At 58.0% G+C, this 14,001-nt stretch carries 10 protein-coding genes and 1 riboswitch; of the genes, 5 read left to right on the plus strand and 5 right to left on the minus strand.

What is annotated here, in order from left to right; translation table 11 throughout:
- Positions 1–70: 70 nt before the first annotated feature.
- Genes ACUVTU_RS10140 through ACUVTU_RS10155 form a run of 4 tightly spaced genes read right to left on the minus strand, consistent with a single transcriptional unit; the run spans position 71 to position 6,229 of the window.
- Positions 71–4,564 carry a cobaltochelatase subunit CobN gene (locus ACUVTU_RS10140; RefSeq protein WP_445889850.1) on the minus strand — a complete coding sequence of 1,498 codons (4,494 nt, stop codon included), beginning with the start codon at positions 4,562–4,564 and terminating at the stop codon, positions 71–73.
- Between the two features lie 18 nt (positions 4,565–4,582).
- Complete coding sequence (locus ACUVTU_RS10145) at positions 4,583–4,903, minus strand: DUF2149 domain-containing protein (protein WP_445889851.1); 321 nt, start codon at positions 4,901–4,903, stop codon at positions 4,583–4,585.
- Positions 4,854–5,528 carry a MotA/TolQ/ExbB proton channel family protein gene (locus ACUVTU_RS10150; RefSeq protein WP_445889852.1) on the minus strand — a complete coding sequence of 225 codons (675 nt, stop codon included), beginning with the start codon at positions 5,526–5,528 and terminating at the stop codon, positions 4,854–4,856. Before ACUVTU_RS10150 ends, ACUVTU_RS10145 begins: the two co-directional genes overlap by 50 nt.
- Entirely contained in the window at positions 5,525–6,229 is a 705-nt protein-coding gene (locus ACUVTU_RS10155) for a DUF2162 family putative transporter (RefSeq protein WP_445889853.1), read from the minus strand. The genes ACUVTU_RS10150 and ACUVTU_RS10155 overlap by 4 nt, the downstream gene beginning before the upstream one ends.
- Before the next feature lie 239 nt (positions 6,230–6,468).
- A riboswitch (cobalamin riboswitch) is annotated at positions 6,469–6,669 on the minus strand.
- Positions 6,670–7,029: 360 nt separating this feature from the next.
- Here ACUVTU_RS10155 and ACUVTU_RS10160 point away from each other — a divergent pair.
- From ACUVTU_RS10160 to ACUVTU_RS10175, 4 genes are all read left to right on the plus strand, one after another.
- On the plus strand, positions 7,030–7,650 hold the full coding sequence (locus ACUVTU_RS10160; protein ID WP_445889854.1) for a hypothetical protein: 621 nt from the start codon (positions 7,030–7,032) through the stop codon (positions 7,648–7,650).
- Positions 7,651–7,807: 157 nt separating this feature from the next.
- Entirely contained in the window at positions 7,808–8,173 is a 366-nt protein-coding gene (locus ACUVTU_RS10165; protein WP_445889855.1) for a hypothetical protein, read from the plus strand.
- Between the two features lie 109 nt (positions 8,174–8,282).
- Positions 8,283–8,951, plus strand: a complete 669-nt coding sequence (locus ACUVTU_RS10170; RefSeq protein WP_445889856.1) for a response regulator transcription factor — start codon at positions 8,283–8,285, stop codon at positions 8,949–8,951.
- 182 nt (positions 8,952–9,133) lie between these two features.
- The gene (locus tag ACUVTU_RS10175; protein ID WP_445889857.1) at positions 9,134–10,675 is read left to right on the plus strand and encodes a sensor histidine kinase; all 1,542 of its coding nucleotides are present in this window, start codon (positions 9,134–9,136) and stop codon (positions 10,673–10,675) included.
- Here the strand turns inward: ACUVTU_RS10175 and ACUVTU_RS10180 are convergent.
- Positions 10,611–11,555, minus strand: coding sequence for a methyltransferase (locus ACUVTU_RS10180; RefSeq protein ID WP_445889858.1), 945 nt, complete (start codon positions 11,553–11,555; stop codon positions 10,611–10,613). The two genes, ACUVTU_RS10175 and ACUVTU_RS10180, sit on opposite strands and share 65 nt — an antisense overlap.
- 216 nt (positions 11,556–11,771) lie before the next feature.
- Here ACUVTU_RS10180 and ACUVTU_RS10185 point away from each other — a divergent pair, with 216 nt between their 5' ends.
- Positions 11,772–13,889 (plus strand): thioredoxin domain-containing protein, encoded by a 2,118-nt coding sequence (locus ACUVTU_RS10185; RefSeq protein ID WP_445889859.1) that lies wholly within the window; start codon positions 11,772–11,774, stop codon positions 13,887–13,889.
- Positions 13,890–14,001 lie beyond the last annotated feature (112 nt).

The raw sequence follows: 14,001 nt of genomic DNA on the forward strand, positions 1-14,001 counted from the left end.
ATACGGTGTTATACGACAATTGTTTGAATTATCCTGCAAAAAGCATAGCAGTGAGAGAAAATTTTAAAACTTATTTTTTGCGCAGGTATCCCGTGAGCATAATCCCGGCCAGGGCACCGGCAGCCAAAATCGCCCAAAATGTCACCGCCCGCGGCGAAATGCTTTTGGCTGACTGCGGAATCACTTCATAGGCTTTGGTGCGGGGAGCATCGCTTTTTTCTGCACCGGCTGACCTGTCGCCAGCTGTTGTTTCCCGGGCCAGCTTTGATTGCTGCTGAGGCTGGGGCTGGGCTTGTTCCGCCTGTGCACCAGATGTGGTACTGGCTGCGGGTGCCGGCCCAGGCTGTGGTCCGGCTGCCGGGGCAGCAGGCGGATGGGCGAGTGTCTCCCCGCCGCTTGCTCCACTGCTATCCAGAGGGGATTTTTCTACGTTCGCTACCGGAGTGGAAGCAACAGCCGGTGCAGTAGTTTCATTGCTGCGGTCATCATTAGTGTTGTTGGGTGGTTCAGATTGGTTTGGTTGTTCGGGTACAGCCGGTTCATCCTGATTAGGCTGTTCCGGTGGCTGCAGGTTATTGGTTTCCTGTCCAGTAGCCCGGGCCAGTATGCGGGCAAAGTCGCGTTTAGCATCCTCATCCAGGGTGGAGAAATCGGCCAGCCACTGGTTGAAGACCAGGTTGTGGCAGGTGTGGTGGCAGCAGGCTACGCCGTAGTTTACCGCCGCCTGGATGTAAGCATCGCTCAGTTTTTGCAGTTCATCCGGTCTGGCCTGCCACATGTTGCGCCGGGCGGCTTCGGCAATAAAGGCGATGGCCGATTGTAGGGCAAAGGGATCCAGCTGGTCGCGCACCTGCTGGTCAAAGATGTACTTTTCGGCCAGGCCTCGCCAGCCCCAGTCGGCAATGGCCTGGGCAGTGGCGTCCATGAAAAAGGTATTGCCCAGCCATTTGGCTATGGTGGTCGAACCGGCATAACCTTCCTGCAGCATGGCCTGGATGAAATCCGGGTTTAACAGGCGGCTTTGCAGTTCCAGGGATACGAATTGCTCCAAGGTTTGTACCCGGGCATTGGCCAGTCCGCCCCGGGTGTTGGCGATGAAAGCATCGACATCTTTTCCGGAGAGAACCCGGCCGGCCAGGACTAGTCCACCCAGGTACTGGGCTACATCATCATTGTCCAGTGTACCGTAAAGAGCGTCCCGTACTTGTACGGCGGCCTGCAAATTTTTGAGCACCCCTTCCAGCACCTGCCGGGCAGACTGGCCGTATGTGGGGCTGTTGTTGTCCTGAGCGGCGGCGTAAATGTAGCTCTGCCGGGAGAGGTAGACATCGGCCAGTTGCGCTTCGCTTTGCCAGGCGCTGGTAGCGCTCATCATTTCGGCCATTCCGTTCCCGTAGGTGCCCGGGGCTGGACCGAAGACCCGGCTCTGGGCAAGAAAATCAGCTTCGCTTTCACTCAGGCCGCTGCTTATGAGCTGCTGGCGCAGCGCCAGGCTGTTTTTGCGCAGGTGGTTGTTTTCGGGAGATTCGTCCAGGCTGGCTACCAGGCGCACCGCTTTATCCAGCAAATCGGCGGCCACACTGAATGTATCCCGGAACAGGCCGGAAATGGTCAGCACTACATCCACCCGTGGGCGGCCCAGTTGCTCCAGCGGGGTGATTTTTACCGTGCTGAGGTAGCCTTTGCTGTCCCAAACTGGCTCTGTGCCCAGCAGGCGCAGGGCCAAGGCAATGCTTTCCCCGTGCGTGCGCATGGTTTCGGTGGCCCAGAGCACTACGCCCACCGTGTCGGGATAGTGGCCGTGTTTCTGGTAATAAGCGGCAAGTAAATCATCGGCGCATTTTTTGCCAGTTTCCCAGGCCAGCCGGTCGGGTGCGGTGCGCGGGTCAAAGGAGCTGGTGTTGCGGCCGGTGGGCAATATGTCTGGATTGCGCAGGGGGTCGCCGCTGGGTCCCGGTGGTACATAACCACCGGCAAGCGCCTTTAGCAGCATGCTCATCTCCTGCTGACAATCAATCAGCAGTTGCTGGTACTGATCGGCTTTGTCCATGCGATTGGCCGGATCGATGTACACCATGGCCTGGACTGTTTGTTCCAGCCGCTCGCCGGTAGGCGGCTGGCCGAAGGTATGCAGTCCCAGCGGGGTGACTTCGCTTTGCAATTGATCCAGATGGTGATGGGCGGTTTCCAGGGCCTGTTCAAAGGTCAGGTTTTTCAGGTCCAGTCCCAGCTGAATGGCCAGGCCATCGTCTTCCAGCAGATAGTTAATTTTTTGTTTCAGGCGTTCCAGTTCTCTGATATCGGGTTCTGCTGCGGCGGCCGCTGTGCTGTACTGGTGGGCCAGATCATGCAGTTCCATGAGCTGGCCGTAAAGCCGGGTGCTGCTTACCGCGGGTATCAGGTGGCTGATCAGCACGGCGTAACCCCGCCGCTTGGCCTGGGTGCCTTCACCCGGGTTGTTGATGATGTACGGGTAGATGTTGGGCAGGGAGCCGTGTACGATATCGGGCCAGTCCGTGCTGGACAGACCTACTGCTTTACCGGGCAACCATTCGGCGGTGCCGTGGGTACCCAGGTGCACTACAGCGTGGGCGCCGAACTCTTCCTGCAGCCAGAAATAAAATGCCAGATACTGGTGGGGCGGCGGCAGGTCGGGAGAATGGGTGATGTTGTCCACATTTTCCCCCCAGCCCCGCATGGGCTGCGGCCCAAAAAAGATATTGCCGCTGAGCACGCCGGGCAGGACGACCTGGTTTTCATATACCATCATCTGGCCGGGCGGCGGGCCCCAGGCTTTTTCCACCCGGGTGCGTAATTCCGCCGGCAGGCGGTTGTACCACTTAAGGTAGCTGTCCAGGTTGATTTTCAGCACATCGGAGCGGCTGGCCAGTTGTTTTAGCTCACCGGGTGCCCAGCCGCCCACATTGCGGCCGCGCTCAAACATGGCGGCAAAAACCTTGTCCGGATCCATGCTGCCGTCCGGGGCGCGCAGTTCCAGCTGCGGATCAACCCGGTAACCGGCTTCGCTCATGGCCTGCAGGATGGCAGTCAGGCTGCGCGGCACGTTCAGGTAGGAAGCGGTGATGCCGTCCTTGCCGCCGTGCAGGTTGTAGTAGAGGATGGCTACTTTTTTCTGTTCGTTGGGCAAATTGCGCAATTTAGCCCAGGCCGCCGCCCTTTCTGCCAGTCGCTGGACGCGGTCGGGCAGGGCTACTTTGCGGGTAATTGTGGCGCCCGTGGCCGGGTCGGTCTGCAGTGTCACTGTGCCGCCCAGCAGTACCGGTTCAATGCGCCCTTCTAGTTCGGGCAGGGCTATTTGCCAGTAAACTTCCCGGATGGCGCCGGCCGGGTCGTTCTGCCACTTTTCCAGGTCACTGGTGTAGATGGGGGTAAGCACTGGTAGGTCCATTTCCTGGAAAAGTTGCAGGGTTTTGGTATCGCCATTCTTGCTCCGGTCGAACTGGAAGCCCAGCTGGCAGATGAACACATCAATGCCTGCCTGGATTTCTCCATTTCCTAGCTTGTCCCAGAAAAAGAACTGGCGCACTGCGGTGTGGCGTTTGTCGGAGGGGGCGTACAGCAGCAAGACGTTCAGCCCTTTTTCTTCCAGAGCTCGCAGCGACTCCACCAGAATTTGCTGGTCATTGTTTTTAAAATAGGTGTCGTAGCTGAGAATGCCGATCCAGGGGGCATCGGTCCTGTAGCCTTCCCGGCAGGTGTACCATTGGAAGTAAGCAGGCAGGTCGAAAAACAGGCCGTTGCTGTTGTAAACACTGTTGTAGACGCTTTCATATACGCCTTCCTGTACGGTACCGGGCGCTTCGTAATAAGGACTGCTGGCGTCGGCAGCCGGGTGGTAGAGGAAGGATTTGTCCAGCTTGATAGGCGTGAGGTCGGCGCTGGTGGTGATGTGTCCGAAGGTGCTGCCCAGGTAGAGCAGCAGTTTTTCCCAGTTGCTGATGCCGCTTTGTACAATGTAGGTATTCAAGTTCTGCCAGACGGTATTATCCTGGTTGATTTGCAGGGGTAGGCCCTGTACCAGTCCGGTAAGCAAACCGCCGGTGTTCCAGGTACCGTCACTGTTTTTCTCCCCGCTGCGCTGCAGTAAAATAGTGGGCGGAGGGGAATTTTGCCATTTTTCTTGCCAGCATTGCTGGAAAAGTTCGCGCAGGGGGGCTTCCCGGTTGGTGCCCAGCATTTCCAGCAGGATAATATCGGCCTGTAAAAAGGTTTCCTTAATGGCTTGCCGGCCGCTGCTGCTTTCCAGGTCATTGGGGCTGAATACGCGCAGCCGGAGCGGATAGGGTGCGGCGGCCTGATCGGTCAGATTATGATAGGCCTGCACTAAAGGAGATACCAGCGAATTGGTGCCGGTGATGATCACCAGCGAGGTAGACTGCCCCGGCGCACTGCTTTGTTCTTCAGCTGGCAGGGCGGACGGGCCGGTTACCAGCAAAATTCCCAGCAGCAGGTAAATAGTGAGCAGGCGTACTATAAGCCGGGGCCGGGGGTTGGTGGGCAGCAGGGGTTTATTAAACGGCCGGTCTTTGGATAAAGCGGACAAGTTCTTCCCTCCTGAATTTTATGGAGATTCGCTTTGAATCAGGATTAATTTGCCGGTGCGGGGGTCTTTGTAAACAGTGCCCATTTCCTGGTAGCCGCTGCCCCCCTGGCTTTGCCAGCCGGGCAGATCTTTAATTTCCTGGCCCCGGGTGGCATCAATGACCCGCACTCTGGGGGCAGTGCCGCTCTGGCTTAAGGGCTGGATTTGCCAGACCGAGACCAGTGCGACTATTAGCCCTACGCTGAAGACAAACATCACATCGGCCAGATTGGCCAGGCTGCTTAAAGGGTTAAATTCTTCTTCCGCTTGTTGCCAGCTTTTTGATTTCGGGCGCAACATTTTCTTTCACCTCGATAGCGGTTTCCAGTAAGGCTTCTAAAATGGCCAGGTCGTGGCCATACCAGCGGCGGCGCACCTTGGCAATGCAAAAGGCGATGCCGCCGGCAAAAATGCCCACTATAGTTGCATCAAAAGAAACAATCAGATAACTGGCCAGCTGGCTGAAGTCACCTTTGCCCAGTCCTACCAGGCCCGGGCCCAGGGGGATCAGGGTGCCCATCAGGCCCATCAAGGGCCCCATTTTGGCGATCAGCTCGGTTTTTTCACAGCGCCGGGCCAGCAAATTTTCCTGTTCTTCCAGCAGGGTTCTGGCCAGCGGTCGCTGGCCGGCGAGATCCGGGCCGGCCAAGTCGTTGTAGCGGGCCAGGGGTTGCGCCAGTGTGGGCGGTAGTTGATCTAGCGGCAGTACGGCAATTTGCCCCTGGGCCTGGCGCAGCTGGCTGAGCAGAGCTGCTGCGTCCAGCTGACCGGACTTGCGCCGCTGACCCAGCTCGCCCAGCAAAGTGCCGGCTTCCAGCAGGGCCTGCAGCACAAAGTAGAGCAAGATGGCCAGACAGGGTATGAGCAGACTCTGGCCAATGACATGCAAAAACCGGGTGAGATGTTCGGTACCGGCAACGGTCATGGATTCACCTCATTTGGCACTGTGGAATGTTTCCGGGACTTCCAGCGGTGTTTTTCTCCCAGGTAGCCCAGGAGCAGTATAATTAGACTGGCACCCGCTACGGCCACCAGCTGGTCGGGCGGGGCGATTTCCAGGGGCTGAAAGGGCATATGCATGGCGGCCACCAGATTGGGAATGGCAAAGACGCAAAACAGGGTGAAGGAGCCCAGGGCCAGCAATAGAAATTGCAAGGCACTTTCCAGATCAATCTGCCATTTTTGCAGCAGCTTTTGAGAAAGCCAGCTGCTGCTAAGAGTGACCAGCAAATAGAACAGGGCGGTGCCTGTGGCCAGCCCGGGAGCGGACACTTGCAGACGGGTCGACAGCAGGGTGCTGGAAACAGCCAGGGCTAGCACGCAAAGCGGGCAGGGCAGCAGGGCGGGCCAGATCTGCCGGCCAGCCGGGGTGCGGCTGGCTGCTGCCAGGTAGAGCAATAAAACCCCGCTAAGGGTGGCTATGTGGAAAGTATATTTGTCTACCAGTGCGGCCAGTTGCTGGTGACATTGCTCTGCACTCAGGGCAGCCAGTAAAAGAATGAGCGCCAGAGATCCGGCCATGGGCCAACGCTGGCGCCGACCCAGAGGTACTGTGCCCAGCAGTAGGCCGCTTTTCAGGGCCAGCAGTAAAGTGGCAGGTAGCAAGGCGAGCAGGGCAAGCAGCAAACAGGTGCACCTCCGCAATTAATTTAACTAACCCGGATGAAGCAGGAAAGCATCAAATTCGCCTTGTCCGGGTAGCCCGTGCCTTTCGCAAGGCGAAGAAAGGGGTAGTTCACTAAATGGGGAAAACATAAAACCCTCCGCGCCTTTGGGTCAGGAGCTGGAGGGTTGTGGTCCGGCCCGGGTGAAGCGGGCAGTGCCAGGCAGCAAAAATAACACCTCCCTGTTCCGCGCAGGCTGTGCGGTGTTTGAGCGAACAGGCAGGTCTCCTGGCTTCGGATCACTGGAGGCTGACGCCTTCCCGGCCTGATGGGCCAGTGGCTTTGTGCCAGCTCCTCCCCGTCACAGTGGCGGGACCGCGCCGGATTTGCACCGGCTTCCCTTTTCACCCTGGCGCAGGCCGGTTGGGTCTGCGCCAGGGCACCTGTTCGCGGTATGCGTATGGGGTTGTTGGTGGGGCGCGGGGCCCCCGTTGGGCAAGGGAGAGGAAAATTTATCCTCAGGATACTTATAGTAAGCTACCATATGTCTGCAGAAAAAGTCAATGAGCAACCAGCTTTGTAGGGGCAATTGGCGCTGCTTTTTTTTCTTTTTTTCTTGCAATTTTATCATAATTCTGTATCCGCAAATTGTGTGGCAATGTTAATAATAGTAAGTATTGCCTTTAAGTAGCACAAGGAGGATTTTGCTCCCCGCTCCGATTTCATAATTTTTCACATTTCCTCTGAATTTCTGCCACAATCCCGGTTTAGAGTAAGAGCAGGCCAGGGACAACACCAAAATTTACGAGGGAGGAATGTGAAATGTCCAACTGGAAGACCAAGACTGTGGTTGCGGCGCTGGCTCTGTCCATCATGGTGCCCGGTGTGGCCATGGCTACATCTACCAGCAACGCCGGCGGTGCTGGTCTGGCGGGTAAAATAGCCGGTATGGCCTTTCCGGGCCGCCATTTCAAGGGGGATCCGGCCAAACAGCAGGAAATGCAGCAAAAGCTGCTGGAACTGGTGCAGAAGTATACTCCCGAATCTTTAAGTGAATGGCAGGAGGCTCTGGCTGAACAGGAGAAACTGCGCCAGTCCCTGCCCTCAAAAGAGCCCCGGTGGATGTCTCAACTGACTGATGGGCAAAAAGCCCAGCTGAAAGAGGTCATGGACAGGGTGCGGGATGGCCAGCTGACCCGGGAGCAGGCCAGAGAAGAGCTGGCCAAACTGGGCCTGGACAAATACCTGCCGGAGCAGCCGGGTGGTCCCAGAGGTGATGGCGCCGGGCACAATCTGCTGGGCCAGCTGATGAAGGCAGCCAGCAGCAGTGATGAGGCCAAAATAAAGGAATTGCTGCCCCAGGCCCTGCAAATGCTCAAAGAGCGCAACCAGCTGATGCAGGAAAAGATCAATAACAGCAGCACATCAGCAGGTAATAACTAGAGATTAAATGGATTTACCGTAATGCTGCCCCGGTTGGTGGCTTGCATATACCCCTTCTTCAGGCAACCGGCATCCGCTTTGGGTTACGGTTGCCTGGCTGTTGTTAAATGTTATATTATGGGTATAAGAGAAAATAAGTTTAGTAGCGGTGGGTTTCGTGAAAGAATTACTGGGTTGGATGGGAATTTTCTTGCTTTTAGGCACTTGTCTGCCCTTTTTATTACGCCGTTTGCCGGTCCTTTCTTCTGTGGCCGGCTCTTTACGGCATACCCTGGTCCGCATCCATCACCGCATTGCTCTTGGCGGGCTGGTTATTTTGGCCTGGCATGGACTATTGATGTTGTCTGGTGGGTGGGGCTGGCTGACCCACCGTGGTGCAGCGATCTATTCGGGTGTGCTGGCCTGGATGGTGACGCTGCTGGTGGTGCTGCTTGCTGTGTACCGGCAAAATAAGGCTATACCACTGCGTTTGCACTGCTGGTTAGCGGGTCTGCTGGTGCTGCTGGTACTGATGCATTTATAGTGACATTCACAATGCTTTGTGCAGGTTGGTTAACCGGGATGGTAATTGGCGGGACAGCAAACTGCTCAAACAGCAGGAATATTCCTGTGCTGGCCGGGGGGGTAACAATTTGTACCGCATATTCCTGGTGGAGGACGAGCCCGATTTGAACCGGATATTAACTACCTACCTGGAAAAGGAAGGCTGGCAGGTGCACAGCTTTTTGGATGGCGAAAGCGCCCTGGCGGCTGCGGGCGAGCAGCCGCACCTGTGGATTTTGGACATTATGCTGCCTGGCATGGATGGCTACCAGCTGCTGCGGCAGATCAAGGCCCGGGATCAGCATGTGCCGGTGATCTATATTTCGGCCCGCGATGCCGACATTGACCGCATCGTAGGACTGGAGATGGGTAGTGACGACTATCTGGCCAAGCCATTTTTGCCCCGGGAACTGGTGGTGCGGGCCCAGCGCGTGCTGGAAAGGGTCTATGCCCGGGAGGTGGCCGGGGTGGCTTTGATCCCTCTCTCTCCTTATGTGCTGGACGAGGCCCGGCGGGAGGTGCGCCTGGGGGACGAGGTCATGGACCTGACCAGCAAGGAATATGACCTGGCCCTTTTCTTTGCCCGGCACCGCGGGATGGCTCTTTCCCGGGAGCAGATTATCAGCCATGTTTGGGGTGAGGATTATGTGGGCAGCGATCGCTCGGTGGACGATCTGGTGCGCCGCCTGCGCAAAAAGCTGCCCGAACTGCGCATTGAGACCATTTATGGTTTTGGTTACCGGATGACGGTACGCTAAAGGGCCATGGAGCGTTGCAGTGGGCTGATGCCGGAAGGCGGTGCGGCGTACCGGGCCAGAATCTGCTTGATGTGCCCGCTGCAGCAGGGACAGGGCCGGCAGCCGGGCGATGGTTGGGAATGAATTGGGGACCTGCGCGGAGAGGGTACGAGCGGCTGTCTTTGAAGAAGGGTGGGAGTAGTTTGCCCAGGTTGTGGCTCAGTGGGGGATTCCCGCTCTGGCGGTCCCTTTCCCTGCAGTGGAAAATCTGGCTGGCCATTTCCTCGGTCAGTCTTTTTCTGTATATTGCCGCGCTATTTTTGATGCCGGCCATGGTCAGGGGCTTTTTCAGCGCGCTGCTGCTCCAGCCCCACCCGCCGCCGCCCCGGGTACCGGCGACCGAGTCCCTGCCGCCCTATGCCAGCATTCAGGGTCTGCGCCTGCGGGGCTTTACCCTGCTGGATGACGGCACCACTTTGCCGCCCGGGGCGCAGGAGGCCCTGCCGGCGCGTTTGCTGGAGGAAATTAAGCAGCATGCTGTGGCGCAAAGCGCCCCGTACCAGCTTTACCAGAGCCGGTCCGGTCTGGACGACCGTCAGGCCATCCGCTATGCCGTGCGCCGGGAGGTAGTTTACGGGCGAACCATTTACCAGATCTCCTTCTTGCGCCGGGCCGAGGAGGAGCAGCTGGTGAGCACTCTTTTGCTCAACTTCATGCTCTACGCAGGCATTGCTCTGGTGGTGAGCTGGTTTGTTTCACTGCTCATCGTCCGCCATCTCACCCGGCCGCTGGTGCAGATGGAAAGCCACGTGCGGCGCATCGCCGGGCGGGACTGGCATGAACCGCTTAAATTGGAGCGGGGTGACGAGATTGGGCGCCTGGCCGCTTCAATTGAAGCTATGCGCCGCCAGCTGGTGAAGCAGGATGCCGCCCAGCAATCCATGCTGCAAAACATTTCTCATGAGCTGAAAACGCCGGTCATGATCATCCGCAGTTATGTCCAGGCTATCTCCGACGGCATTTTCCCCCGGGGTGATCTGGCCGGCAGCCTGCAGGTAATCGATCAGGAAGGCCGGCGGCTGGAAAAACTGGTGGGCCAGCTTTTATATTTGACCAGGCTGGACTACCTGGCGGGAGCAGGCGCCGCCCGGGTGGTGGAACAGGTTGAGTTAAGCCGGATAGTGGAAGAAGTACAGAACCACTATCGCCTGCAGCGGCCGGAGATAAGCTGGCTGATCAACCTGGCTCCCCTGCATGTGCCCGGTGACCCCGACGCGCTGCGCGTGCTGGTGGAGAACCTGCTGGACAATCACCTGCGCCATGCCGCCACCCGGCTGGAGGTGCAGCTGGATAGGGGTCCTGCTCCGGCGGGGATGGAGGAGTGGTCCGGCCCTGCGGCCAGGGACTCCAGGGACGGGCTGGCGGATGGCGGCAGTATGGGCCCGGCTGGCACTTCATCCGGGACCGCTTGCTCTGATGCTGAACAGCGCGGAAAACTTTGGGCGGTGCTTTCCGTATGGAATGATGGCTCGCGCTTGAGTGATGTCGAGCAGGCGCGCCTGTTTGCTCCCTTCCAGAAAGGCCGGCGCGGCCGGAGCGGGCTGGGGCTGAGCATCTGCCGGCGGGTAGCCGAATTGCACGGCGGCACCATTGTTCTGACCAACCACCGGGATGGGGTGCTCAGCAGGGTCTGGCTGCCGTTAGCAGTTCCCGTTCTTCCACCCGGTAATACTGCACATCTGTAAAGCCGGCTGTGTTTAGCCAGTCGGTGTACTGCGCCAGGGTCCAGGTACCGCCTTTTTCGGTGTTGACCAGCATATTGACGGCAAAGATGGCGGCCTGGGGGGACTGATCCCGGAACAGATCAACAATGGCTATCCTTCCGCCGGGTGATAGCTCATGATGTACCCGCTGGAAGAGGGCGATGTTTTCCTCTGCCCCGTAGATATGACAGATGTTGCCCAGTAAAGCCAGATCAAAGGGCCCTTGGGGCAGGCCCTGGTTGAAATCGCCCGCTACCAGCCGGATATTTTCTGCCGGGCCGAGCTCAGGGCGCATCATCTCCACCACTGCTGGCAGGTCCAGTACGGTGACACTGGCTCCGGCGGCGGCAAAGGCCCGGGCGTAGGTCAGAGGTCCGCCGCCGATATCCAGCACCCGGGGGCCTGGCGGCAAACCTTCCAGGCAGACCGGCACAATGACCGGGGCGCTTTTTTTAGCTGTATGCTGCATGGCGGCCATGAAGTGTCCCTGGTGCTGCGGTGTGCGCTCGCGCGGCGCGGGCTGGCCACTTTGCAGTACCGCAGGCAGGGTCAGCCAGCGGGAGAGCAGATTATACTGGTGCATAAAGGCGTAGCCGGTGTAGTGAGGGCTGTGGGGATTAAAAAACATGTCTCGGGCTGCCGGGAGCAGGGCAAAACCCTGTTCATTTTTATCCAGGTACCCCAGGGCCACCAGGGCTTCGCATACTGTCCAGACGGCACGAGCATCGGCAGACAGGGCGCCGGCGATCTCCCCGGCCTGGTGCCGGCCTTCCCGGCGGAAATAATCTAGTAGCCCGGACTCAACAGCGCCACCCAGGATCAGCAGTTCGCGGGGAATTTGCCAGCTCTGTGGATCAGGCATGGAAAAAACCTCCTGTTTTAGGTTTTCTAGATTATATACTTATAGAAACAAACTGGCAACAATATACTATTTTCCACCCAGCTCGTACCGGTAGAAGCTCTTCTGTCCGGGACGGGGGTGGGCGACATAGCCGGGCGGCCTGGCTGTTCGCCGGAAAGACATTGGTTGCGGTTTGCCTTGGAATAATAGAATAAATGATTAAGGGAGGTATAACCAATGCCCAACCGACTGGCGCAGGAGAAAAGCCCTTATCTGCAGCAGCATGCCCATAACCCGGTAGACTGGTATCCCTGGGGCGAGGAGGCTTTTGAACGGGCCCGGGCCGAAGACAAGCCGGTATTTCTCAGTATTGGCTACAGCACCTGTCACTGGTGCCATGTCATGGAACGGGAATCTTTTGAAGATGATGCAGTGGCCGGTGTGCTCAACCGGCATTATATATCGATCAAGGTGGACCGGGAGGAACGTCCCGATATCGACCATATCTATATGCAGGCCTGTCAGGCCATGACCGGCCAGGGCGGCTGGCCTCTTACGGTGATCATGACGCCGGAAAAGCAACCTTTTTTTGCCGGTACATATTTCCCCAAACAGAGTAAATACGGCCGGCCGGGGCTCCTGGAGCTGCTGGAGCAAATCGCCCGGCTCTGGCGGCAGGATCGCCAGCGCCTGATCAGTCTGGCGGCCCAGGTAGTGCAACAGGTCTATGAGGAAGTGCCAGATGCCGGGGCGCACGGGGGGGAGCTGTCCCGGGATGTTTTGGACCGGGGCTATCAGCTGTTGAACCGTAGCTTTGATGAAATATACGGTGGATTTGGCGGAGCGCCCAAGTTTCCCACGCCGCACAACCTGATTTTCTTGTTGCGCTATGCGGCGGTTTTTCGAGAGCCGCAGGCCCGGCGGATGGCCGAGGTGACCCTGCAGGCCATGTACCGGGGCGGCATCTATGATCATATCGGATTTGGTTTTGCCCGTTACAGCACGGATGAACAGTGGCTGGTGCCCCATTTTGAAAAGATGCTTTACGATAATGCTCTGCTGGCCTTTGCCTATCTGGAGGCCTACCAGGCCACAAGGAAATCTTTTTATGCACAGGTGGCGCGGCAAATTTTTCAATATGTGCAGCGGGAAATGACCTCGCCGGAGGGGGCGTTCTATTCGGCCCAGGATGCCGATTCTGAAGGTACAGAAGGCAAATATTATGTCTGGACGCCGGATGAAGTGTATGAGGTGCTGGGCCAGGAAGCCGGTCGAGCATTTGGCCAAATCTTTAATATCACCGGGCAGGGCAATTTTGAGGGCAGGAGTATTCCCCACCGGATTATCCCTGCGCCCGATCCGGAATCTGGCTGGCAGGAATTACTCGATGCACAATGCCCTTTTTTGCCCGAGGCTCGGCAGCGCCTGCTGGCAGTCCGCCAGCAGCGGGTGCCCCCGCATAAAGATGACAAGGTGCTGACGGCCTGGAATGGTTTGATGATCGCGGCTCTGGCCCGGGGCGCCTTTGTTCTGGGTGAACCTGTGCTGGCGCAGATGGCCGGCCGGGCGGCACAGTTCATCTGGGAGAATATGCGCCGTTCGGACGGCAGACTGCTGGCCAGCTACCGGGATGGCCGGGCGGAAGTGCTGGCCTTTCTGGATGATTATGCTTTTCTGGTCTGGGGTATGCTGGAGCTCTATCAGGCTACCTGGGAGCCGGTATATCTGGCCCGGGCGCTGGAACTGCATCGGGAAATGTACACATGGTTTGCGGACCGGGAACGGGGCGGTTGGTATTTTACGGCGCATGATAGTGAACCGCTGCCGGCGCGACCCCGGGAGATATATGACGGGGCCATGCCGTCGGGCAACTCGGTGGCGATTAACAATGCGCTGCGCCTGTATGCTCTGACCGGCGATGATGATATCGGCCGGCAGGCGGAAAATGCCTTGCAGGCCTTTATCGGGGAAGTGGCCCGCTATCCGGCGGCACATTGTTTTTATCTGCTGGGACTGCAGGATTATCTGCAGCCCGGGCCGGAAATATTCCTGGCAATGCCGCTGAATGCCGAGGAAGAGGGGGAGGCGTTTTCTATGCTGCAGTTTTTGCGGACGGCGTACCTGCCCGGTGGATTTGTGGCCGGTGCAGCGACTGCACAGCAATATGAGCAAATAGCCGGGGTGGCACCGGCTCTGGCCGGTCGTTTACCGCTCCAGGACCGGCCAGCGGCATATGTGTGTCGGCAGCAGGCCTGTTTGCCGCCCATTGGAGAAGTGGGCGAGCTGGCCCGGGAATTGGGAATGAACCACACGGCCCTATATTCAGGCAGGGTTCTCACACCACCTGCACCATGATATAATCGAAACTAAAAGAAGGTGATCCATCTGGAGGCTGACATCACCTACCACAACACCGACATTGTCATGAAAGCCGCCTGCCGCATCTTCCAGCAGGACGCCCTCAAAT

The organism is Desulfurispora sp. (genome assembly GCF_052744395.1).